Raw genomic sequence first — 22,528 nt, 5'->3', positions numbered from 1 at the left:
AATAAAACACTGGTAACGAGTATAAAATTTAGCGAGTAAGCTTTCGGCTGGAAAGGGGTTTACATTGTCCTACTGGTTACAGGCTTCTATGAAAATTTCATTATTTTTTATAAAGGGATTAATTTTCATTCTGTCTAATACTTTATCGTCAATATTACATAAAAACAAATCAATCAGAGTGTCTTTAATGATTTCTCTATCGTTATACATATTAATAAAGTCAAAAATTTTTAAGAGTTTTTTTATTGGTCTTGGTAAATCTTCATATTCAATTTCATTGTGGTACATGCCTTTTAGCTCATATATCACGGCTTTTTTTAAAAAATCAGAAGTTTCCTCATGACTTGTGGGGTAAGTTAATGAACCTAGACCTGATTCAATAAAATTCATATGAGTCATAGGAATATTTAATATGTCTTCAAGTAACTTTACAGATTCTTTAAATAGCACTCCATCGTCATTTGATTGGTAATAATTTAAAACTCCGTATTGTTTATTGCGGCATTTACCAAGTACAATTTGTATAGCATACTGAGACTGGCTATACGGTATATTTGTGTTTAATATTTTATTAGTAGTTTCCATCATCACAGAAAGTATTTTAATGGCTTTATCCAACTCTAAAATTCCATTAGTAGCGTTAAGCTCTTTCTTACTTGTTTGCCAGGTCATCCAAATAAGTATAATACTGAACGATGTTAGGATTGGTGTTACTAGCCCGTTAATTATAGCTGCAGTATTCAACCAGGAATCCTGACTATTACTGCGGAAAGGGAACGCAATATAAAAATTAAAAATAATAATTCCCAAAATAATGGCTAACACTGCTAATAAAATATATGGGGCTTTCTCTTTACTCATCTACATTCCCTCGCTTTAAAAATCCTTTTTACACTAATCTCAACTACTTAACAACTAAGCTGCACCGCGTACTGCACGAATAATTGAGCCATTTTCTTGAATGTTAGCCACTACAACCCCCACAACTTGGCTGGCTATGTCTTGGCCAACTGCTTGCGAGGTTTGTTCATCAGCGCCACCTTGCACGGTAATTTGGTTAGTAATCTGTATATTTACACCACTGTTACCACCATCATTAGCCGCGCCGCCTGCATTGTAACGTCGTGCCATTTGGCTAATTTCAGTGTTTTGTTTCGGGCTTAATACGCGCTCACCACGTTGTAATACATAGGTAGACTCATTCGGCACATAATCTAAACCACCGTGCGCAATACCCGCTGGTTGCTGAGCTTTAATTTGCCTAACTTGCTGCATCCCCAAACCAACGGCCGCTGCTGCAGCAACACCACCGAGTACAGGCCCTACAATAGGAATGCCCGCCAATGAGTTAAACGCGGCAGTAGCACTTTGGTAAGTGTTAATAACCGCTTGTGCAATGGCAAAGGCTTTATAAGCTTTAAACGCCGTTTTACTTTGGCCTGCCATCGTTTTAAACGTGGCTGCACCTAAACCAACAATAGCACTGGCTTTGTCCGCTTCCGTTTGCTTCTCAAAGTTAGCAAACGCCACAATGTTACTTTGCAGTGAACCTGCGTAGCGGTTTTTTATTTGAAATAGCCGCTCTTGGTGTGCTGCTTCATCAGCCTCGCGTTGGCTGTAATAGCCGGCCGCTGAATTTAGTTCAGTTTGGCGTTCTAAATCACGGATCTGATTATCTGTGTTGTATTCAAGTTCGCCCGCATCATCATTGGCGGCTAAGCCTATTTGCGCTCGGCGCTTGGCATCAACGCGTGCTTGTTGACGAGCTTGCTCAACACTCAGTTCGTTATTATAAGCGGCCAGTGCTTCACGCCCAGCAAAGCCCTTAACAACAGCAATACGGTTTTCTAAGTCAGCCTGTAAGTCGTTTTTGCGCTTTTCTTCAGCTTGGTTTTGTATCCGTGTTTTTTCGGTTTCACGCTTTTGCGCAATAGTTTTTAAGTCTTCACCGTATGCCACATCTAGCTGTTTTAAAATAGCGTCGTACTTAACTTTATTAGCTGCATCGTTTTCACGAGCAACGATCACCATTTGTTTACGTTTTTCGTAGCTATCTTTTAAGCGGGCTTCTTCACCCATTAAGCTCACTTCTAAACGCTTGATGTTGTCGGGCAGGGCAGTACTTGTTACAACTGGCTTAGGCTTTTCAGTTTCTTTAATTGCGAGTACTTGTTGCAGAGCCACAATTTCATTTTTTAAATCAGTAACGCGCTTTTCAGCGGCCTCAACGTCTGAGAACTTACCTTTTAAGAATGGATTGTTAAAACGATCCCGTGCTTCATCAGCAAGTTGAATCGCGTTTTTAATACGCCCCTGAGCCATTAACAATAGGCCTTGTGCTTGGCTACCAGTTAAATTGGCATAAGGGTTTAGATCCTTACTGGCTTCTTTAAGTTTATTTACTGAATCAGTCGCGTCATCCCCCTGGCTTGCAAAGTAGGCAAGGCCAAGCCCAGCAGTAACCAGTAATCCAACAGGGCCACCTAGCAATCCCATTACAGTGCTAAGGCCCCGCGCTGCTAAGGTTGCCCGCCCAGCGGCGGCAGTATAAATATTGGTAGCAGTAGTAGCGGCTGCTTGAGTTGCTGTATAGCGCGTATTCGCAGCAGCCAAGCGGGCAACTGCAGCAGTTCGTAAATTGGTTGTATTAGCCACAGCAAGCGTGTGCTGTGCATATACTTTCATTTGTGCGGCGCGTTGTAGCTCTAAAACAGCATTAGCCTGGTTTTGTTTTGCAAGCGCTGCATCAGCAATTAACGCGCGGTTCTTAGCGGCCACATTAGCAACATAGCCTGCCGCACTGGCACTTAAACCAGCTACTAAATGCCCCGTTAATACCGTAGCCAAAGCACCGGTTGCAAATACCAAATTATCTACAGCGTCTTCGTTTTGGCGTAAATACGCCATGGTATCGGTGATTGAGTCAACCACACTAGTAACAGCAAAGTTTACTGGCTCTTCGTATTTACGTATTAAGCGTTGGTATTCATTCCCCATTTCCGCAAAGCTGGCGTTTATTTTACCTTCGGTAGCTTCGGCCGCACCGGCATAATCGTTTAGCGCTTTGATCAGGTAGTTTTTAAACATCTGGCTGGTTACTTGGCCATCGTTCACCATTTGCCTAAAACCACCGGCGGCTTTACCTGCTGCTTTATCTAGTTTTTGTAAAAGCCCTGGCATGGGTTCGGTTACTTGGTTTAACTCTTCCGCGCGTAAAACGCCGGCAGTCATGCCCTGTGTCATACCAAACAAACTCTGCCCAAGCTGCACATTGCTCGCACCTGTTTTAGCGGCCGCGTTAGCCATACCCTCTAAAATGGCTTTACCTTGGGTTTGGGTAACAACGCCAACCTCTTGTAGGGTTAAAATTTTACTGTAAGAATCGGCAAGGGTGGTGTAACCGGTGTTTAACCGGTCTGATGTGGCAAATAGATATTCTTGTACTTTGGCGTAGTTTTCAGCTGAGCCAGTTAGCCCTTTTAAGCGGGTATCTAGCAACTGGGCAGCGCCCGTATCACGCACAAACATGGTCGCGGTGCCAATACCCACCAAGGTAGTGAGCGTTGCACCTATTTGCCCGTAGGCTGTATTCATTAACCCAAGCTGGCGCGTCATCGCGCCTTGCTGTTGCATAATACGGGCTTGGCTGGCCCCCAATTGCTGGTTAGCGGCTATTTGGCGTTGTACCGCTTGCGGAATGCGGTTTAGTTCATTTACGTTTTGGCGCGCACCGGTGGTAACAGCTTTACCGTCATAACTTAAGCGTAACGCCAAATTCAAGTTGTTGCTCATCGGGTCGCCTTATTAGTCCAATTATGGTGCGCTCTAGGGTTTGCAGTTTTGCAAAATCATCGGGGTTAAGGGTTATATTTGCATAGCGCCAGGCTATATCAGCCCTGGCATAATCAAGGGCAATTTCAACCCCGTCGTTATCCCGTTGCCACTGGCTACTAGCGGTCGTTAATGCCAATACAGCCGTGTGGTTAGGGGGTAATACAAATAATGTTTCTTCAACTTGTGGCACAACCTGTTTAGGTGCGCCAAAATGGGCTTCGTCATCATCAAGGGTTTTACTGTCTGCTGCTAGGTCGCCCAAAAACCACCTAGCAACATCGGCTAGTTTTTTTCAGTAATACGGTACTGGGCGTTAATGCACTCAACACTTAAACGGGCAGTAATGCCGCTGTACGCCAACATTTCTTCAAGGGTGCTTTTATCAAAAGGTACGTCTTTACCATCATCTATAAAGTCATCCCAACCCACTAATAGCTCGCGTACTATTTCGCCATCACTATTGCCTTGTGTTTCAGTAAGTGTTTTAAGCTCACTTTCAGGTACCAGTTTAATTTTTGCCGTAAATTTAAAAATAACCCCACCAAAGTCAAAGTTGAGCGGGGCGCTTATAACGGCACTTTTTAACTGATTTAATAATTTTAATTTCATTGTTTGTTTTCCTAATTTATCAGTCGTAATTTGTTATTTATGTTTGACTAACTTACTCAAACACTATCGTCAGTTCGTCATAGCCTGCGCCGCTTGGCACTAGCTTGCCGTCAAACTCATAACCAGTTAATTCAGATTCCAGGCTGGTGTATTTAGGCCAAGGCATTTGGTAGCGGCCAATAATGGTTACTTTTTTACCTGCGGCGGTGCCGTGGGTAAATTCAAACATTTGCACTTTGCCCACATCAGCAAACGGGTTAAAGGTTGCCAGTTCTTCAGCTGTTAGCGTAAAGTTAGCGCTGCTTTCGTGACCGGTTATCATTATTTCTTCATGATTAATGGCACGGTCAAACACCACGTTATTACCTAAGTCGACCGTAAGTTTGTGCAGCGTGCGTTTAACGTCGTTAAGCTTAAAGTCACTGCTGTTACTTACGCCAAGTACTTCGGGGCGCACCCAACGATCCCAATCAACTGCAGGGGCGGCAGTACTTGCAACCGGCGCACTAAACAAGCCTTTAAACTGCCAATTCAGCATCGGCTTGCCTTTTTCAAGCGCAAAACTCACGTTGCCTTTCATTTCGCTAATGTTGTGGGTATTTTTACCAAAGCGTACTTTGCAGGTAACAGCAACCGCAGCGCCTTTTGTAAAGGTAACGCTTGAGGCATCAGCCACTTGCACCATGCCACAGGCTAATAACAGCGGGGCAAACGCAGGCTCATTACCCACAGTGCCACTCATCGCAAGCGGGGTTTTAAAGTTAAGGCTAATATGCTCACCGTAAAACGTTTCGAGGCTTGCACCGCTGTGGCTGGTTTCTAGCTCGTCTTTTTCGCTTTCACTTTCAAGGGCCAGCTCAACCTCACTGGCATAAATAGCGTGTAAGCCCGTTAAGGTTGTGCCCAGAGCATCCGCTAAAATAAGTTTGTCTTTAAATCGCCAACTGCTCATTATTTAACCTCCACTTTAATTAGCTCACCGCTTTTTAAGTTAAAAGCGCCGGCTATTTCATCTCTGTTACCCTTAGCACTTGCAAGCGCCTGGTTAACGTTTTGGGCAATCGTCATCGCGCGGGACTTTTTAGGCGTTGTGCTCACAACGCCAGTTTCCTCAGCGGGTTTACTTGATTGCGGCTCGGTTTGTTTGCTCATGGCATCACCTTCACAGTTACGGTATGTAGGCCAGTAACACTAAACTGGCACTGGTAAATTAGGTTGTTGGTTTTTTTGTTAAGCTCAATGGTGCGGCCCTTATCAAGCTTAATTGGGTTCCACCCAGGGTATTGGCATCCTGCAATTGCGGCCTTAACATCACTACGCAATTGCTTTACTTGTGCATCACTGTGGGCGTTACCCGCAGCGCAGGGGATCACAATCATCACCGCAAACACATCTTTAACCTGGTATTCATCAAGGCCGTGTACTTCATTGGTGTTGGTGTTGTCATCGGCCAATGGCAATACAAACAGCTGCGCACTATGTACAGCATGCTCGCGCACATGGTTAAAATCGCTGGCAAACCCCACCGTTGCATCAAAAACAGTATTGCTTAGCAGGGTTTCTATGTTGTTTAAATCAAAGTTAAATGCCATTTAAATACTCTTTAAACTTAACTAAGGGACTGTTTAAATTAACCAATCAGTGATGATGTCGTTAATCTCAGCTTCTTGCACAGTCGCTATACCCAGTATTGGCCGAGCTATTAACGTCACGCTTTTATTGCGGCCAGTTTCACCACCAAAATGGTGTATAGCTGCGTACTTTTCGCCTAAGCCATGCTCAAGCGTATTGCCATTTACATTATGCGTAACAGAGCCTGCAAGGTTACGGTCATCAGTTAACGTTAAACCGCCACGGTCTTTTGCCGCTTGCGATTGCTCCCACTTGCGGCCTTCGGGTGTTACTTCACGTAAAAATCGGGTGGTGACGTCCATGTCTAAAAATGCACCAATATCGTCCAATACATCAGCTGGTTCACCGCTTATATTTGCAATTTGGGTTAAGCGCGGTAGGGCATTACCCGTTATATTTATAAATACACCCGCCAATTTAATAACCTGGCCAGTTAAATTGAGAGCCTGCAGGTTTAGTTCGCATCCCAGTTCTTACGCCTGCAGGCGCATCTTCCTTAATTTGGATCACACCTTTACTAACCTTATCAAGCATCGCCATCGCGTTACTTTTTAGGGCTTTCAGGTTTTCGTCAGCAATGTTAGGGGCAAGCTCACAGTGCATTAAATCGTTAGCAATGCCAGGTAAAACCGAGTTATTAATATCATCTTGGTTTAACGCAAACCGCGATACATAGCCCGCTATAACTGCATTTACATTTTTTTGTGCTTGTACATACCAGGCATTAATTTGCTCTTGCAACTCGCTGTACGTCTCACTTAAAAGCGCAGCTTCAACATCGTCACGGGTTACGCGCGTGCCTGGCTCGTTAAATTTATTCGACGCAAATTGCAACAGCGTATTAATGCCTATCTTGTCTATAACTGCTTGTTCTGTAGTAAACATGCACACCTCAGTTAGTAAAAAAAAGCCCCGAGCAAGTCGGTACTGGGGCTTTTACACAGGGAACAACAATGATTAATTAACCCGCAGGCGTCAGTACATTGGTCAGCAAAATACCGCAGTCTTTAGCTAACACAATTTCTTTAACTGCTTCACCTACCATCACTTCAACACCGCCATTTAAGCCAGCGGCTACATCACGGTTTGACGACACACGCGAGCCATAGCGAGCAGTTAACGCAAATGTCATGCGTTTGTTTTGAAATGACGCCAACGGGTCGTGATACGTAAACGATAAGTTGTCAGCAAAAGCACGTTTAAGCACAACGTCTTTGCCTTTCTTCGCCGTATTTAAGCGAGCTTGGCCCACATTAATATGATCGATTTCGAGCTGCTCTTTAATCCAGCTCCAAGGTACTAAGCCCTTATCGCCACTGGTACCGTTATACGCTTTAACAATATTAGGGTGGGTACGTAACTTGGTAGACACTGTTTGCGACATATTCATCGCGTTAGGGCGCATGAGTGGCTCGTCTAGCATTTCTAAAAAGAACGGCAAAATATCAAGTGTAGGGTCATCTAAAAACTTAAACCCTTGCGCCGCTAAGCTTTCAGACTTACCAAAGTTAGCCGCAGTGTTATACAGCTCAGCAACACGCACTTCACGACCAAGTAAAACTAAGTCCGTAATGCTTTCAGCGGCATGCGTACGCGGGTTGTAGTTTGCTGGTGCATTATTCTGATCATCATTTGGAATAACGTCAGATAAACCATAATCAACAACTGAGCTTTCTTTTTCTGTAACACCAAACTCAACTTGGTTCGGGCTAGACTTACGGCCAATTTTTGTATCTGGCAGCGTAAACTTGTCGCCTTTATTGTATTCAGTCCATTCAAACGATCGTTTACCAACATATGAATACGGCGCTAAATTATCAGCAATTAGCTTTTTATTTGTATAAGCAATGGCTATGGCCGTTTGCTCAACGTCGGGGGTAAATGGCATACCATTACTCATGGCAAATCCTCACTTTATAAAATTAAGTTAACCCAAACGCGTTAAGCGCTCGGAATAGTCGCAATTAACTGCGGAGCTAAAAATATGTCGCCAATGGTGCCAGCGTCGCCTTCTTCCATCGCCCAGCCTGCAACGTGTATTTGGGTTTCCCCCACGTAGTCCGCCAAATTAAGCGCAATGGCTTTACCGTCTGCGTCAGCAACAATCCAATCACCCGCAGCAATATCACCGCCAAATTCAACAGGGGCGCTTTGGGTCATTACCACATCAACACGTAAGTGTTGGTCTGTGCCTTGCTCTGTTACACCTGCAAATACGGCACTGGCATCTGTTGCACCAATCACCTGAAAATCTTCAAGCTCAGACACCGCAACTAATCGATTGGCAGCAATAGCAGCTACTGCCACAAAGTTTCTAATAAATCCTGGTTGTGCCATGGTTTTATGCCTTTTTAATGTGGTCTAACGCGGCAGTAATACTAATTTCAATGCCTTTGCTAGATTGTGATTGTTGAAATTCCAGCGCCTTAGCTGCCAATGCTTCTGCACTGTCGTCAGTCACTTCGCCGTCTTTATCGTCTTTATTAAACTCGTGAGTTAAACCCGTTTGCTCAGGCAAGCCTTTTAAAAAGCCCTGGAACCAGGCAGCGGGTTTAAGCTCTTGGCTTGTACCGTCTGCGGCAGCAAACTCAAAGGTGGTGTCGCCGTCATCCAGCTTGGCCATAAACTCAGCCACACCGTCGGTATTGGTTAAGCGTGGGGCTGTGCCGCCGTTCACTTCGGTATTAATAAAGGTGTTAGCCGCTGCAACACGCTGCGCGTATTCAAGCTGTGCATTTTTAGCGTTAGCCGCATCAATTTGGTCTTGCAGCGCCTTTCTTTCTTTTTCATCCATTGCATTGTCCTCATGGGTGGGTGGGGTGGCATTGCTGTTGTTAATAGCGTCGCCTTTACTAAATTCGGCACCTTCACCCGTATTGGTTTTAGCACGTTCATGCTCAGCAATAATGGTTTCTTCTTTTAACCATTCACTTTCGTAATGTGGCACAACTTTGTCGGCGGCTTCACTACCAAAACGGTCAGTTAAAAAGCTGCGTAAATTGCCCATTAGGCGGGTAAGGGTGTTTGATGTGCGCAGCGATATGTTGTCAATATCACTGGCAGCAAATTCTAGGGTAAGGGTTTCGGCGTCATCAGCTTGGTTAAACTGCCATGCTAGGCCTTCAACAGCAGGGGGCTTGCCGCCCAAATAGCCAATGTGTGCCAGCTTATAGCCGTTATCAGTTTTTTCTAAACGTACAGAGCGGTTAGGGTAGCGCTTGCTTTGTACAGCTTGGGCAAACTCAGCACATACGTCTTCAGCTTTAGCAAACAACGAGCCACCAACGGCTTTTAATTCACTGGCCCAACCCCAAGCAGGATCGTCCATTTTTGGGTGGCCAATAACCAGCGGTGCGCTCTTAGGTTTAAAGTTGGCTACAACGCTGTTTAAATCAGCGTCGCTAAACGAATGAGTAACGCCTTTAGCGTCTGTTTGGGTGCCAGCTTTAAATACTTCAAACCAATCAAATTGGGTGTTTGGGGTTGTTTTGTTTGCCATGTTCCAAGTGCCAATAAACTAACTAAGTGGCACCCAGTGTAGGGGGGAGTGATTATTGAACCGCTGGAAAAGACTTTACAGATAAGTAAGGGTTTAGCCTAATCATCAATACAATCCGCCCTAAGGATTGCATACATTTTATTGGTGTATTCACAGACTTCATGATAGTTAGATACACCATTGAAACAAATAAGTGCATATAATATGTCATAATATTGGTCAAGTTGACTAGAGAAATGTGATTCCTGCTCAATAGAGGTTCTATATGATAATCCACTGAAATCCAATCGATATATGAAAGGCTCTACAAAAATGTGTATTTCTAAAGGTTCAAGGTCATCACGCACTTGTTGGAATATTATATCATGAAATTGGTTTGAGTGATTTTGAAAGGACTGTCCTATTGGCAGCAGCTCATTAAAGTAATGTTGAATAAAATCTAGATTTAACTCAGCATTTAAGTTATTTATCGACGAATGTATAAATAACTTTTTATATAAAACCTCAGGCTTCAGAACAAGAACCCCTTTTGAGTAACGCTGCCTTATAGCTTCGCAATGATCACAAAAATATTTGTAATGATTAAAAAAATTATTTGCAGTGTTGTTCTGTTCAACCAATCGGTTACTTTTCGCTTTTTGCTTTGATGAATGAAATCGATTAATCATCACTGCAAGCGTGAGTGGAACAGTTAATAACGCAATGGGGAAAGCATAGTAACTCACAAACCCAGCTAACGACTCAGCACTAACATGAGGGTTGTATAGACCTTTCGTGATTAGTTCCTCCGTTAACCTCCAAGAGAGCCACGTGATGAAAAATAAAGGAGCTAGAACAACCAACCAAAACAGCTTGTTTTCATGAAGAGCGATATCCTCTTGAACTTTAAACCAATCTTTAATTAACCACTTTACAACTTTATCAACCGTTTCCACATCAGGTCCCTTGAACTTTATTTGTTAACAACTATATTCAATAAATATAAAATTACCAAGGAATGGTTATGATAAAACAAACATCTATAAAAAAATTCAACAAACTACTTTGGGTTATTACAGTAGCCCTAGTTTTGTACTGCATTGGTATAGCTACCTATGTTTATTACAACAACCCAGATAAATACCTATCATCAAACCCCGACGAGGCAATGCCGCAACTATATGCAGCACTTACCAATAAATTAGAAGCAAACCCAAGCAAAGACTTTTCAGATGCCGTTAACCAGGCTTATGACGATAAAGTCATCACTGAGTCTGAATACATACGCCTGACACTTAATTACAAGCTAAGCATGCCAAACGATTTAGATTTAGAGTTCAAACCCACCAAACAACAATTCCATAAAGCATGGCTTAACCACCAAAACACAAAACCATAACTTTAAATACAAGTTAAACCGTGTTTAAACCCTGTTTAAATTCGATTGAGCGTGTTTAAACGCCTTTCACGCAAGGCAATGTAGCCACAAAAATCAATTGAGCGCTTAAAATCGCTTACAGGCGTTAATGGGTTTTTAGCCTTTTACAAAAGCTGTGCTAAAAAATAAGCCCCTTGATGGGGCTTAGGTAGTTTTAGTTATTCTATAAATCACTGAGGGTAAATTTCACATCAGAAGGTTTAGTTTCTGTGCGATCATAACGGTGTCTGTCAAAGTGCTTTTTATAGCTAGTGTCATGAAGGTTTGCATGAATCACTTCACGATGTGGTATTGCAATAGCAAACTTTTTGTAGACCCCCATTTTACTTTTATTTTCAATATCCTCACCAGTAGCATCACACTCTTCACTCAAGATGTGCTCTATAACGGGCTTATAATCAATCAGATAAATAAGGTCTTTCTTTTCATCACATCTGTAACCACTCAAAATAGGCAAAAGGTGAATATCGTTACTATCAATGCCTATTTCAGATATATATCCTATATACACTTTATTGTTGGATAAAGTAAAAGCTATAGGTAAACCATATTCCCAAGAGTTAAATGCAAGGTGAGTAAACTCAGGGGTTAAATCTTTTCTTGCCGCTCTTTTCCAGCTATTTAATATAGGGTTTTCTTGCCTTTTTTTAGCTACTGTGTACTTAACCCTTGGTATTATCCAGCTAAATAAAAATGTAAAAAAAAAGTACAGATATTAAATTCACGGTTTCAGAACTCTGCCCAACCGTAGGGCTTAATATACTTAATTGAGAGCTAAACCATGCTCCAATGGATTGAGCAAAGCTATATTGAGCAATCATAGTCACAAAAATATAAGCAGATAAAAAGAGGATTAAGCCTGTAGAGGCGGCAAGTAAAAAAGTGTGATAGCCTTTAGACGCCTCATACTTGGGGTAAAGTTTATAATTTGTTTTTCTGTAAATATGCCCAGCTATAGTGATAACTAGAATAAATATAACGGTAGGTTTTATCATAATTCCCTTATAAAAAAAGCGCCTTTTCGGCGCTTTTCTTTTACTAGCTTTGTCTTACATAAGATCTAGCCTGTCTTACCTGATCTTTTACAATTTCACTCTTTGAGAGTGAATCTAAATCAGCTATAAAATACTTTCCACCAGAAACCTTTACTTTAATTTCGTCTGTATTTTCTTTATACGTAAAAAATTTCTTAATAAATTTAAACATGTTACACCTCCATTAAAAGGGAAGTGATCCCTTAACCCAACCCATCGTCACAATTTCCTGTGTGACAGTCACAACTACTTAAAGTGATATTAGTAATATAATCCACAAATCAATCATTTTCAATAATAACCTGTGGACAATGTAGTAATAGTCGTGACTTTTCCTAGAAAGCATAATAATTCTACCGAGCATTTACAATAATAAACCCCAGTAAAAACCACTGTCGGAAAAACCTTTACATATAAAAACGGTGTGGTTAATTTAACCAACAGGATTAAAACAAAAAGGAAACACATGAAAAAACTACTTTTAACACTCGCAGCTGTGGCAGTTCTTGGGGGCTGTAAGTCTACTGAGGATGCCTATAAGGCTAGTGCGCTGCTAACTTATCCAGAAAAGCCATCAGATCAAGATGTAGGGTTGTCTTTAGGTGTTTCCCCTTCTAGTGATTTCAAATGCTATCCAAGTAATTTTACTGTTGGCGATAATATAACACCGCAAAGCTCACAAGGTTACTACTGTTACAGAACCAACAAAGGTAATTTTGTTTTTGATGGTAGTAACTTTATAGGCTTAGGTAATTTTAATGAAACAATGCGAAAACATGACGATGTATACACTTACTTAAATCATTACTATGCTGATAACAAAGATGTTTACCCACTAAAAAAAGCAGCACCAGCTTTAGTTAAAGCTGAATCTCCTTCAGCACATACTCTAGGATTAAATAGTAAAAACAAAATATTGAAAGCATGTAAAAGCATGACTCGCCTACAAATAGATAACTTACTAAAAGAGCTGCAAAGTACGAGTATTAAATGGTCAGGTAAGATCAGTGATATCTCAGAGAAAGATTACAACTACGATTCTGTAATTGCCTTTATTGAAACAGAGTATTTAGATCGGGAGCTTAAGCGCTTTGACGAAACAATAACAGTTAAAGAACGTTTATATGTTGCTGCACACATACCAAGTAAGTATCAAAGCGGTTTAGTAGACTTCAATATTAATGACACAGTTATATTTGAAGGCAAAATAACGCGGATTGAACAACGTGACATAATCTATGATTATCAGTGCCAAGTAAGTTTCACGGATGTTAAACTGACAAAAGCCCCTAACTAGGGGCTTTTTCATCAAGACCCGTAATATTTATTACTAAACCTAACCACAATGGGCGTTCCGTCTTGCTCGCATGTCACACTAATTTTTAATTTTTCTTGATGATCATAGTAAGTGGCTAAATGGGTCATTCTGTCTCGTTCTACTAAATTTTTTGGATTGATCGCAACAGCATTTAACACCGCAATAGGATCAAACGGTTCTGTTTGGCTACATGGTGCAGTCTCTAGCAAGTAAACCTCAGAATAAGTAATTACACCATCGGTACTGTCATAACGAGTTTTGTATTGCGCAGTAGTTGTGGTAATAGAACCATTGGCATTAGCGGCTGCTTTTAAAATATCGCTAGCAGCTTCCAACCTAAACTTAATAAACCTATAAGGGCTAATAAAATCAGCAGGTGGTGGGGTGAATTGTGTTGTTTTCTCAGTGCTGTCATTTTTTCCACAACCAACTAGCATACCGCTCATTACAAGCGTAAAAACCAAACCATGTTTAATCATACAAAATCCCTTTTAAAGTGAACTAATCTATTTTACGAGCTCGTTGCAGCACGCGCTCAACACGCCCAAGCACGCTAAAGCGCCCAGATTCAATATCTTCAGCCTCGACAAAAAAGCCAGAGTAAGCGTTATTGTCACTAGTGACTTTATAACCCTTAGTTTTAAAATCATACTGAATACGTTTTACGAAAATCTCATCATCAAAGCGCAGAACACAAACACCTTCACGCGCTTCTGATAAATCATCAATTAACGAAACAAGCGTTAAATCACCATCATGAAGTGTATGTTCCATGCTATCACCGCGAACGGGTACAACGGTTAACTTCTTATTATGTAAGTTGTGTTGTTCTAACCAGCGCTTTGAAAGCTCAAAACGTGCAATAGGGTGCTCAGCTACCACTAATGCACCACCACCAGCACTGGCTGATAAATCATACTGTAGCACGGCGATCAAATCCGAATGGCTAGTCTTTAATGCAATGCTTTGATCTTTATCTACAGATAAAGGCTGACTTTTAATACCTTTCAAAACGTAATTAATATCAAAGCCAATATCAGATAAGGCAATTAATTTGTCAGAAGGAATTGGATATCCAGCTTCCCAACGTAAGAAAGTCGTTTTACCTACACCAATAGCTTTTGAAGCATCCGCTTGTGTTAGATCTAATCTGTTACGCTCATCCCGCAAGAAAGTTGTCATTTATTGAAACTTTTAACCATTAAAATTACTAGAAACTTCAATAATGTACAATATATTGAATATGTAGATGCAAAATACTGAAACATTAACCGTTGACAGTTTCAATATATTGAAACTATACTCACCGCACATTAACAAAAACATTCTCTTTAAATCTCGCCAAAGAACTGAAAAGAGAATGTAAACCAAAAGGTACTTTACAATGAAACCTGAGCAAATTAAACAAGCCCTTGAAGAAAAAGGCTATTCACTGTCAATTGTTGCTACTGCGCTGGGTTTAAACCTATCGCATGTTAGTAGTGTTGTTTATCAACATACCACCTCATACAAAGTGGCTGCTGCCATTGCCAAGATTATCGGTAAACCGGTAGACGTTATCTTCCCCGATGTACCTGCCTACATTAAAAACAAAGATTGTCGCGCTAAAAAAGTACAAGCGTTACGCGAGTTACTAGCCAGTGAGCAATAGCATCGGCAATCACGCGTATTAAATCAATGTAATTTTGCAAGAGATTTTTACCATGGAAAATTTAACAATGGCACAGCAAAAACAACTCACTAAAAGCATACTAGATGCTGATGTAGCGCCAGATTGCGATATATATCACTTGTTTATACACAGTGTATGTTCAGCCATGAAGCGTTCAGGCTTTAGCCGCCCAGTAATAGCTGACCGCATGAACGATGCACTACGCGCTCAAAATAACGATGTTGACCAAGCAAAACTAAATAAATGGCTTGCGCCTAGTCAAACCAATTATATGCCAATGCATTACCTACCAGCGTTGTGTTATGCCGTGCGCTCAACTGAGCCAGCAAATGTACTACTCAAACCAATTTTGTTTAAAGCAGTCGATCAGCGCTCACAGCTACTGCAGCAACATGCCGAGCTACAAATGGAGATTGAAGAGCGAACAGCCATGCAGCGCTACATAACAGAGTCGTTATTGAACAGCGACGACCAAGACTGAAAGCACCATTACACCACCCGATATAAAACCCATATAAGGCTAAAAACAATGACAATCAAAGACCAAAAACCGTCTGCATTTTGTAAAACAAGCCGAATTAACGCAGTTGGAGGCTGTTATGAGCACTGAGTTAACAGATCAAATATTCACTGCAGAAGAGCAACAGCAGCTTAGTGAAAAAATCGAGAAGATGGCAGGGCACATACAACTTGTAATGCCAGATTCTGTTGACCAAGCATGGCAACTGGTTGTGCGCATGGAAGAACAAGCACTGGTAGAGACCGCTAAGCGTGGGCTGTTGTATATGTCGATCAAAATGCACCTAGGCCACGGCGAGTTTGAAACCAAGCTACGTGAACACAATATTGCACCACGCTCCGCTCAAAGCAGCATTGCGGTAGCAAAAATGTTTTTAGCGCTGCCTGAGGCAAAAGCGCGGACGTCGGCGCTTTTGAACATGAACAAAAGCAAGCTGATTGAAATGGCGCGTTTGCCAGTTGAAACCGTTGAATCGCTTGATGACGACGACCTAGACACGCTAAATGATTTATCAGTACGTGAGTTCCGCAAGGAAATTCGCAAGCTAAAAGACAAGCACACCGAGCTTGAAGAGCAAACAGCCACGCTTATAAACGCCCTTGAAACCGAGCGCATAACCAAAGCCCCTAAACAAATGTACGAGCTACCTATGTTAGTTGCACAGGTTCGTCGTGATGCATTTGCGCACAGTGCCGTTGTTAACGAGTCGCTCGAAGAGTTTATAGCCATGGCAGAGCAGCTATGTAACACCCGTGACCTTGACCTAAACCACCGCATAGGTGCAGCGCAAACAACCTGGCATTTATGGCTAGGCATACAGCAGCGCATAACCCACATGTTAAACCGCTTAAGCGGTGAGTTTGGCCCAGAGCATTTAGCCGGCGCTGAGTGCATACCGCAATTTGCCGAAGACGAATGGCAAGACGCCCAAGCAAACCGTGAATACATGCTCGCCATGTTTAACGACCGCATTAAAACCCGCGAGTAGGAGAGAGCAATGCATCCTGCAGTTCAAAAATACAATAAGTTACCAAGCACAGGTAACGAGCTGAGTTGGCAAAATGCCAGCGAAACAGCCCGTAAAAAAGCCCAAAGTAGGGCAGTGCTAGTTCGCCATTTACTTACCCAAGAATGCGGCATACCTAAAGCATTTGAGGCACTAGTAAAAAACTACCGTGCCAACACGGCGCTTAGCACATTAGCAAGCGCGATTGATGCACTAGGTAAGTTACCAGGGCGTGCAACCATTTATAACTGGTGCAATGCGTATAAAGACAACGGCATTAACAGCCTATTGCCTAACCATAAAGGCAAAGCCCAAACACAATACAGCTGGCTTGCCCGTTGCCTTGAGCTTTACCACAGCCCAAACAGCCCAAGCTTTGCACAAGTGGCAGATCAGTTAAACAAAGAGGGCTACAAGGCAGAGCATCACCAAGTGCGCCGTTTTATAAATGCACTGCCGCATGAGTTAGGCCCACAAAGCCCGTACCGCATGGGCGCAAAACTGTACCGTGAAAAACATAAAGATCACCTACTGCGCTCAACCGACAATATTAAGCCTGGCGTTATGTATAACGGCGATGGCCACACGCTCGACGTATACCTAGCTCACCCTAAAACGGGCAAACCTTACCGCGCCGAGTTAACCGCGTTTCAAGACGTAGCAAGCCGCTGCATTGTTGGCTGGGAACTCGGCTACGCCGAAAGCACGTTAGACACGCTAGCAGCAATAAGCCGCGCTATTAAAGTGCATAACAACGTGCCTGCCATGTTCTATCTCGATAACGGCTCAGGCTACAAAAACAAACTCATGAACGACGACACCACCGGTTTTTATGCGCAGTTTGAAATAGACGTAATATTTGCCATACCAGGCAACGCCCGGGTTAAGTGGATTGAGCGGTTCTTTTTACACATGGAAGACCGCGTTGGTAAACGCTTTAGCACGTATTGCGGCCGCGACCACGACGATCGCCATAAGCAGCTGGTACTTAAAGAGGCCAAGCAAGGCAAACGCAAACTGCCTACGGTAGACGAATGGATAGCCGAGTTTAAAGCATTTTTAAACGACTACCACAACAGCGAACACCCTGAGATCAAGGGCAAAACCCGCCAGCAAGTATGGGACGAAAACATAGAGCGCGTACCACCGGTTGAGGGTGACTTTGTAATGTTACCGCGCGAAACCGTCAACATTCGTCGTGGCCGCTTCCGCTTGCACCAACGTGATTACAGTGCCGACTTTTTACACCAGTTTAACGGCCAAGAGCTTGTTGCCGCCTACGACCTACACGACGACAGCTACACCAAGCTTTATAAGCTCAACGGTGAGTTTTTAATGTTCGCTAATTTAAAAACTAAATCGCATGCCGTGCCTACGTCGCGCATTGAGCAAGCCGAAAGCAAACGCCGCACAGGTCGCTTAAAACGCATAGACACCAAACGCCGCGAAATCGAAGCCCAAGAAACGCAAGACCGCATTATTGACGTTGAGTCAGTGGCTAAGTTTGGCGCGCCAATTAAAGCCATTGCAGCACAACAAGCACCGGTAAACATATTTGATTTTGATGTAACGCCAACGCAGCCACAGCACGAAATCGACCTAAACGAATTACTTGATCAACCTAATTTACACAAGGAACATACTTATGAGCTATAGCCAACCACACCCATACACGCCAGAGCAAACGCTACGTGTTGAGCTAATAAACCAAGAGCTAAGCACCACAGGCATGACAGCCGAAGAGCTTAATTGTGGCTTTGCCCTGCAATCAGTTAAAGAAGTACTGGCAAACAAATGCACCATTAACCCTGAAAAAGTCATTGTGGCGATGTGGCAAAAGTTGTTTGGTAACGCCGCGATTACTGAAATTGAAAAACGCAACGGCTTTAATAAGTCATATAACAAATCTGATCGCGAACTCGCAGCCCGTATATGCCTGCGTTTGCAATCACCCGAAATACGCGAGCAAAACATTACCAGCGCCAGCATTGCTGTGAGCATGGGTAAAAGCCCTGCGTCTATTAGCCAACTGATTAACGGTAAATATAACGCAAAGCCAACGGCGCACTTGCACGACATTTGGGCGCTTATTCGCCCAGCAGAGGTTGACCAAGGCAAACCATCTAATGAACGCAAAAAAATTGAAATTGTGTACGGTGATGTGCGCTTTATTCCTACCAGTACGTCAAAACTCATTGCCATGGCATGTGACCAAGCGCGAGCACGTAAACGTTTTAGTGTGTTTGCAGGGCAAGCGGGCCTAGGTAAAACCAAAGGCATTGTAGAATATTGCCTCCACAACAAAGAGGCTATTTTAATTGCCGGCAGTGAGCAAACCAGCAGCACCCAAGTACTTGAGCAACTCACCTTAGCCCTGGGCTTATCGCGCTGCCCAAGCGCGTATAAAAACATGCAAAAGATTATTAGCGCATTGCGTGATACAGACCGCCTAATTATTTTAGACGAAGCCGACAAGTGCAAACCAAACTCGCTTGACCCACTGCGCACCATAAGCGATCAAGCAATAGTAGGCGTAACGCTGGTTGGCAACATTCAACTGGTAGACAAACTGCAAACCCAAGAGCGCTACGAACTGATAGCAAGCCGCGTGTGTTTTTGGCCAAAACCTATCGGCCAAATCACCGTTGAAGATATTCGCACCCTGTTTTTAGAGCTAACCGAGGGCACCGTAAAACTCGCCCAAAACGATGCAAAGTGGTGGCAATGGCTGCACAAACGCGTTGAAGGTAACGCCCGTGAGCTGGTTGAAAACTTGCTCCCGCACTTGCTTAACCACACCAACAAAAACCCAGACACCGCCGTAGACAGGCTGTTAGTCAATGGCATCTTTTCATCAGTACTTAATAAACCAGCGGTTTAAACGCTGTTTAAACACATTTTAAATAAGGATTTAATCATGGCATTTTCAATTAATTTAAACACTCCACGTTTTACCGCGCGTTTAGCAGTAAACGATACGATCAGCACGCAACACATGCTGGCAGTACTTGCTGATAAACAAGGCTCGGGCGAGTTTATCGACAGCTGCAACGGCAATATAAAAGCCGCGTTCTCAATGCTGATAGCCGAAAAGCTATTCACTATTCAGCATGTTTTAGGCGTTAAATCGGCTGAGCAATTGGCTATTCGCTTTAATCACTTACACCCAAGCCTAGCGCGTATTTTTACCCAAGGCATGGTCGACTGGGGGATTAAAGTGATCACGTTAAAGCCTGCTGTGGCATTTGAGCTAACCCCAATGGAGGAAAGCGCATGAGCAACTTGATCCAACAAATCAAAATGGCACAAAAAGCGGCGGGTATCGAGCAAGATATCCACCAACTTAATGTGTCGTACATTTGTAATGGCCGCACCAATACGTGCGCAGACTTAACCAAGCTTGAGCAACAGCAGCTGCTTGCGCGTTACCGTGCAATGAACCCAAATGCCGGCAAAAAGCAGTTACCCGCCCAGTTAAAAATGATTTACAGCCTGTGGGGCCAATTAAGCCGCGCAGGCGCGGTAAACATAGATTCAAAAGGGGCGTGTGACGCGTTTTGTGAAAAGCACCTACAAGGCAAAAGGCTTAGCCAAAGCGCCCAGCAATGGCCACATATTATAGAAGTACTTAAGCAATGGCTTATCCGCCACAAAGCTAAGCAGGGGGCGTAAATGGCAAATTACGAAGAGTACCAAAACTTTACCATTAACCCGCGTAAGCCGCCTTACACCGAGGAAGAACGCTATCGCCCAGTTAAAGCAGCAGACCGCGAAAAGTGCCGCATTCGCCGCAATGTAGAGGCCTACCAAGAGCAACGCCAACTAGACCGCGAATACGGCTTAGATTATTTATTTGAGGAGCAATCATGAGCGAATCAACCATAGATTTACGGGCACTGCCCCATGGCCTGCGCCGCATTGTTAAACACTTAGGCGTTGAACAAACCATTGCGGTACTCACCGAGCAACAAGGGCAAATGTTTTATATCCCTGAAAAGCCAACCGAGGATCACGAAGTAGTCAAAGTATTTGGTAAAGCCCTGGTGCAAGAGCTAATAGATGCCAATGTAGGGTCAAGCTATCAAATACCCATGCTGCACAAAGTGCTTATGCAAATTCGCAATCAACAAATTTGCCAAGCCCTGGACGCTAAAAGCAGCAACATTCAGCAACTGGTTAAGCGTTTTAAGATCACGCGCCAACAAGTAAGCAGTATTTACAGTGCATACCAAGACGAACGGGCGCACGAAACACAATTAAATTTAAGTTTGTAGGGGGCTTTATGGAGCTTTTAAAAGACATTAAAGCAGAATGCTTAGCCTTTTTTAACGCTGCAACGTTACGCAGCAAACCAGTAATTCATTACAAATGCCCTGAGTGCGATAACACCTTAAAAACCATGCGCCCACCAGAGGGCGAGGTTTATAACGATCACACTATTTGCATTCATTGTTGGTTTGAGTTTATCCGTGTAACTGATGGTGTTGAGGTAAGAATCCAAACTTACCCCAAGCACGAACATGCAAAACAATAACTTTGTACTGCTCACTGCGTTGCAACTTAGCGGCGGCAAAAAGCCAAAGCGGTGGCATTACGAATACGGTTTAAACCTATTGGCCCGTTACATTAATCAACGTAAAACTATGGGATTAGATGTAACGGGTTTAATGGATGAGTACAGAGAGGCATATAGAAAATTAGGGCATTAATTGGATTTAATATCTTTTTGAGGTAAATTTAATTGATTCAACACAATATAGGTAAACTTATGACAGCTATTGTTATTTGGAGAAATGAAGAAGATATTTACAATCCTACCTTATGGGTTGTTTCTGACAGTTTAGTTAGTAATAATAATTCTGCTTTGATTGAGGATGCTTCAAAAGTTTTTACTTTACCAATAAAACTCACTATACCTGACGAAAGAGGGTACTTAAACAAAGTTTACTACCAACATTCATTAGGGTTTTGTTTTGCTGGTAGTACGTTAATGGGACAAAACTCATATATTTCTATTCTGCCATTACTTAGCAATCTAATTTGTCATAAAAAATATATTCCTTCTTTTATTGAAATAGCTACGTATATACTTAACTATTTTCGTGGGACATTTTTATCGTACTTAACTCGGCATAATAACAAAGCTTTTTTTGAAGCTTCGATTTTTGGATATTGCCATATTGAGAATAAATTACAAATCGCACACTATTTCGTTGAGAATACTGATGCCGATGGGTACAACGTTAAGCTAATAATAAAAGAAAATAAGTCCACTTCTGACTTTCTTTATTTAGGCGATAAGCCGCAGTTAATGAGAGAAAAAATAGAATCAGCTTTGAATGGTGAAGGAAAGCCAGGTCGCTCAAAATCTAGAGCACCTCGTTATGTAATTGAAGATGCAATTAATAACAAAAGTCCTGAATACTCATCTATAGGGGGAGATATACAATTAGGTATTGCTAATTTTAGCGGCTTTAAACCTTATACAATTCAAAAGCCGTATGAAATAGGCAAGCCAGCTTCTTACATTAGTTATCTAGGTCGGGAATTGACACCTGAATTATCATCCGTCGGTATAGCACGAGTTGGTGGTGATGCGATGAGTTAATATTTTTAGCAAAAATAGGCTTGTGGTCTTGAAGTTGCAAGCCTTTAAATAAAAGTGAGCTTAGGGCAGAACCCTTGAAATCGTTAATAACATCATTCTCATAATTAAATCATCCGTAAAAAATGAACTGAAAAACGATAACCATCCTAAGATGCATAAGGCTAGTGTGAAAACATCATTCCGTAAAACTCTTTTAATCATATTAGCTCCTCCTTGTATTGAAGATTGAAAAGAATTCCAAAGATTCTGGGCCGCAAATGTTGCCCTAAGCTCACTTATATATATTTTAACATATATTTCAGATTCTAAAAATATATCTATTGCTTTCGACCTTGTTTTCATTCTAACCTAATAGTCCAGCTTTACACCCCAGCCGCAA

General features: G+C 42.4%; 32 protein-coding genes. 14 read left to right on the top strand and 18 right to left on the bottom strand.

Going from position 1 to position 22,528, the window contains the following annotated elements:
• Positions 1-69: 69 nt before the first annotated feature.
• The 13 genes from KAN5_RS05855 to KAN5_RS05795 all read right to left on the bottom strand — a co-directional run bounded on the left by KAN5_RS05855 (position 70) and on the right by KAN5_RS05795 (position 10,509).
• On the bottom strand, positions 70-861 hold the full coding sequence (locus KAN5_RS05855; RefSeq protein ID WP_244390714.1) for a hypothetical protein: 792 nt from the start codon (positions 859-861) through the stop codon (positions 70-72).
• A 54-nt stretch (positions 862-915) separates the two neighbouring features.
• The gene (locus KAN5_RS05850; RefSeq protein ID WP_244390713.1) at positions 916-3,792 is read right to left on the bottom strand and encodes a tape measure protein; all 2,877 of its coding nucleotides are present in this window, start codon (positions 3,790-3,792) and stop codon (positions 916-918) included.
• Positions 3,752-4,096, bottom strand: coding sequence for a hypothetical protein (locus KAN5_RS05845; RefSeq protein WP_244390712.1), 345 nt, complete (start codon positions 4,094-4,096; stop codon positions 3,752-3,754). The genes KAN5_RS05850 and KAN5_RS05845 overlap by 41 nt, the downstream gene beginning before the upstream one ends.
• Positions 4,097-4,116: 20 nt before the next feature.
• Positions 4,117-4,443 (bottom strand): hypothetical protein, encoded by a 327-nt coding sequence (locus tag KAN5_RS05840; protein ID WP_244390711.1) that lies wholly within the window; start codon positions 4,441-4,443, stop codon positions 4,117-4,119.
• Positions 4,444-4,495: 52 nt separating this feature from the next.
• On the bottom strand, positions 4,496-5,395 hold the full coding sequence (locus KAN5_RS05835) for a hypothetical protein (protein ID WP_244390710.1): 900 nt from the start codon (positions 5,393-5,395) through the stop codon (positions 4,496-4,498).
• Positions 5,395-5,595 (bottom strand): hypothetical protein, encoded by a 201-nt coding sequence (locus KAN5_RS05830; protein WP_016709747.1) that lies wholly within the window; start codon positions 5,593-5,595, stop codon positions 5,395-5,397. The genes KAN5_RS05835 and KAN5_RS05830 overlap by 1 nt, the downstream gene beginning before the upstream one ends.
• Positions 5,592-6,035, bottom strand: coding sequence for a hypothetical protein (locus KAN5_RS05825; RefSeq protein ID WP_244390709.1), 444 nt, complete (start codon positions 6,033-6,035; stop codon positions 5,592-5,594). The genes KAN5_RS05830 and KAN5_RS05825 overlap by 4 nt, the downstream gene beginning before the upstream one ends.
• Positions 6,036-6,068: 33 nt before the next feature.
• Positions 6,069-6,491, bottom strand: coding sequence for a phage virion morphogenesis protein (locus KAN5_RS05820; RefSeq protein ID WP_244390708.1), 423 nt, complete (start codon positions 6,489-6,491; stop codon positions 6,069-6,071).
• 1 nt (position 6,492) lies between these two features.
• The gene (locus tag KAN5_RS05815) at positions 6,493-6,960 is read right to left on the bottom strand and encodes a hypothetical protein (protein WP_016709750.1); all 468 of its coding nucleotides are present in this window, start codon (positions 6,958-6,960) and stop codon (positions 6,493-6,495) included.
• Between the two features lie 76 nt (positions 6,961-7,036).
• Positions 7,037-7,975, bottom strand: coding sequence for a capsid protein (locus KAN5_RS05810; RefSeq protein WP_244390707.1), 939 nt, complete (start codon positions 7,973-7,975; stop codon positions 7,037-7,039).
• Positions 7,976-8,016: 41 nt separating this feature from the next.
• On the bottom strand, positions 8,017-8,412 hold the full coding sequence (locus KAN5_RS05805) for a hypothetical protein (RefSeq protein WP_244390706.1): 396 nt from the start codon (positions 8,410-8,412) through the stop codon (positions 8,017-8,019).
• A gap of 4 nt (positions 8,413-8,416) precedes the next feature.
• A complete protein-coding gene (locus KAN5_RS05800) occupies positions 8,417-9,574 on the bottom strand; it encodes a hypothetical protein (RefSeq protein WP_244390705.1) in 1,158 nt (385 codons plus the stop codon).
• 98 nt (positions 9,575-9,672) lie between these two features.
• Entirely contained in the window at positions 9,673-10,509 is an 837-nt protein-coding gene (locus KAN5_RS05795) for a hypothetical protein (RefSeq protein ID WP_244390704.1), read from the bottom strand.
• Between the two features lie 68 nt (positions 10,510-10,577).
• Here KAN5_RS05795 and KAN5_RS05790 point away from each other — a divergent pair, with 68 nt between their 5' ends.
• Entirely contained in the window at positions 10,578-10,952 is a 375-nt protein-coding gene (locus KAN5_RS05790; RefSeq protein WP_244390703.1) for a hypothetical protein, read from the top strand.
• Between the two features lie 202 nt (positions 10,953-11,154).
• Here KAN5_RS05790 and KAN5_RS05785 read toward each other — a convergent pair whose 3' ends face one another.
• The 3 genes from KAN5_RS05785 to KAN5_RS05775 form a co-directional block, all read right to left on the bottom strand.
• Positions 11,155-11,502, bottom strand: coding sequence for a hypothetical protein (locus KAN5_RS05785; RefSeq protein WP_244390702.1), 348 nt, complete (start codon positions 11,500-11,502; stop codon positions 11,155-11,157).
• Positions 11,503-11,674: 172 nt separating this feature from the next.
• Positions 11,675-11,986, bottom strand: coding sequence for a hypothetical protein (locus KAN5_RS05780; protein WP_244390701.1), 312 nt, complete (start codon positions 11,984-11,986; stop codon positions 11,675-11,677).
• 43 nt (positions 11,987-12,029) lie between these two features.
• Entirely contained in the window at positions 12,030-12,197 is a 168-nt protein-coding gene (locus KAN5_RS05775; RefSeq protein WP_244390700.1) for a hypothetical protein, read from the bottom strand.
• A 294-nt stretch (positions 12,198-12,491) separates the two neighbouring features.
• On the opposite strand from KAN5_RS05775, the gene KAN5_RS05770 reads away from it, so the two are divergent.
• Positions 12,492-13,322 carry a hypothetical protein gene (locus tag KAN5_RS05770; RefSeq protein ID WP_244390699.1) on the top strand — a complete coding sequence of 277 codons (831 nt, stop codon included), beginning with the start codon at positions 12,492-12,494 and terminating at the stop codon, positions 13,320-13,322.
• 11 nt (positions 13,323-13,333) lie between these two features.
• Here KAN5_RS05770 and KAN5_RS05765 read toward each other — a convergent pair whose 3' ends face one another.
• The gene (locus KAN5_RS05765) at positions 13,334-13,822 is read right to left on the bottom strand and encodes a hypothetical protein (RefSeq protein ID WP_244390698.1); all 489 of its coding nucleotides are present in this window, start codon (positions 13,820-13,822) and stop codon (positions 13,334-13,336) included.
• 22 nt (positions 13,823-13,844) lie between these two features.
• Positions 13,845-14,525, bottom strand: a complete 681-nt coding sequence (locus tag KAN5_RS05760) for a S24 family peptidase (RefSeq protein ID WP_244390697.1) — start codon at positions 14,523-14,525, stop codon at positions 13,845-13,847.
• A 202-nt stretch (positions 14,526-14,727) separates the two neighbouring features.
• On the opposite strand from KAN5_RS05760, the gene KAN5_RS05755 reads away from it, so the two are divergent.
• From KAN5_RS05755 to KAN5_RS05700, 12 genes are all read left to right on the top strand, one after another.
• Positions 14,728-14,994: a helix-turn-helix domain-containing protein gene (locus KAN5_RS05755; protein WP_016707158.1), complete on the top strand. Its 267-nt coding sequence runs from the start codon at positions 14,728-14,730 to the stop codon at positions 14,992-14,994.
• 52 nt (positions 14,995-15,046) lie between these two features.
• Positions 15,047-15,496, top strand: coding sequence for a hypothetical protein (locus tag KAN5_RS05750; protein ID WP_016707159.1), 450 nt, complete (start codon positions 15,047-15,049; stop codon positions 15,494-15,496).
• Between the two features lie 118 nt (positions 15,497-15,614).
• A complete protein-coding gene (locus tag KAN5_RS05745) occupies positions 15,615-16,523 on the top strand; it encodes a hypothetical protein (protein ID WP_244390696.1) in 909 nt (302 codons plus the stop codon).
• Between the two features lie 9 nt (positions 16,524-16,532).
• On the top strand, positions 16,533-18,197 hold the full coding sequence (locus tag KAN5_RS05740; protein WP_016707161.1) for a Mu transposase C-terminal domain-containing protein: 1,665 nt from the start codon (positions 16,533-16,535) through the stop codon (positions 18,195-18,197).
• Entirely contained in the window at positions 18,187-19,422 is a 1,236-nt protein-coding gene (locus KAN5_RS05735; RefSeq protein ID WP_244390695.1) for an AAA family ATPase, read from the top strand. Before KAN5_RS05740 ends, KAN5_RS05735 begins: the two co-directional genes overlap by 11 nt.
• A 36-nt stretch (positions 19,423-19,458) precedes the next feature.
• Positions 19,459-19,818, top strand: coding sequence for a hypothetical protein (locus tag KAN5_RS05730; protein WP_016707163.1), 360 nt, complete (start codon positions 19,459-19,461; stop codon positions 19,816-19,818).
• Positions 19,815-20,213, top strand: coding sequence for a phage protein GemA/Gp16 family protein (locus KAN5_RS05725; RefSeq protein WP_244390694.1), 399 nt, complete (start codon positions 19,815-19,817; stop codon positions 20,211-20,213). The genes KAN5_RS05730 and KAN5_RS05725 overlap by 4 nt, the downstream gene beginning before the upstream one ends.
• Entirely contained in the window at positions 20,214-20,411 is a 198-nt protein-coding gene (locus tag KAN5_RS05720) for a hypothetical protein (protein ID WP_244390693.1), read from the top strand. It abuts the gene before it with no gap.
• Positions 20,408-20,815: a Mor transcription activator family protein gene (locus KAN5_RS05715; protein WP_244390692.1), complete on the top strand. Its 408-nt coding sequence runs from the start codon at positions 20,408-20,410 to the stop codon at positions 20,813-20,815. The genes KAN5_RS05720 and KAN5_RS05715 overlap by 4 nt, the downstream gene beginning before the upstream one ends.
• A gap of 8 nt (positions 20,816-20,823) precedes the next feature.
• Positions 20,824-21,075 (top strand): hypothetical protein, encoded by a 252-nt coding sequence (locus KAN5_RS05710; RefSeq protein WP_244390691.1) that lies wholly within the window; start codon positions 20,824-20,826, stop codon positions 21,073-21,075.
• On the top strand, positions 21,062-21,250 hold the full coding sequence (locus KAN5_RS05705) for a hypothetical protein (protein ID WP_244390690.1): 189 nt from the start codon (positions 21,062-21,064) through the stop codon (positions 21,248-21,250). The genes KAN5_RS05710 and KAN5_RS05705 overlap by 14 nt, the downstream gene beginning before the upstream one ends.
• A 59-nt stretch (positions 21,251-21,309) precedes the next feature.
• Positions 21,310-22,149, top strand: a complete 840-nt coding sequence (locus KAN5_RS05700; RefSeq protein ID WP_244390689.1) for a hypothetical protein — start codon at positions 21,310-21,312, stop codon at positions 22,147-22,149.
• The last annotated feature ends 379 nt before the right edge of the window (positions 22,150-22,528 follow it).

The sequence above is a fragment of the Pseudoalteromonas sp. KAN5 genome, from assembly GCF_022846535.1.
Taxonomy (GTDB): domain Bacteria; phylum Pseudomonadota; class Gammaproteobacteria; order Enterobacterales; family Alteromonadaceae; genus Pseudoalteromonas; species Pseudoalteromonas haloplanktis.
This window is presented reverse-complemented; position numbering and strand designations above follow the sequence as displayed.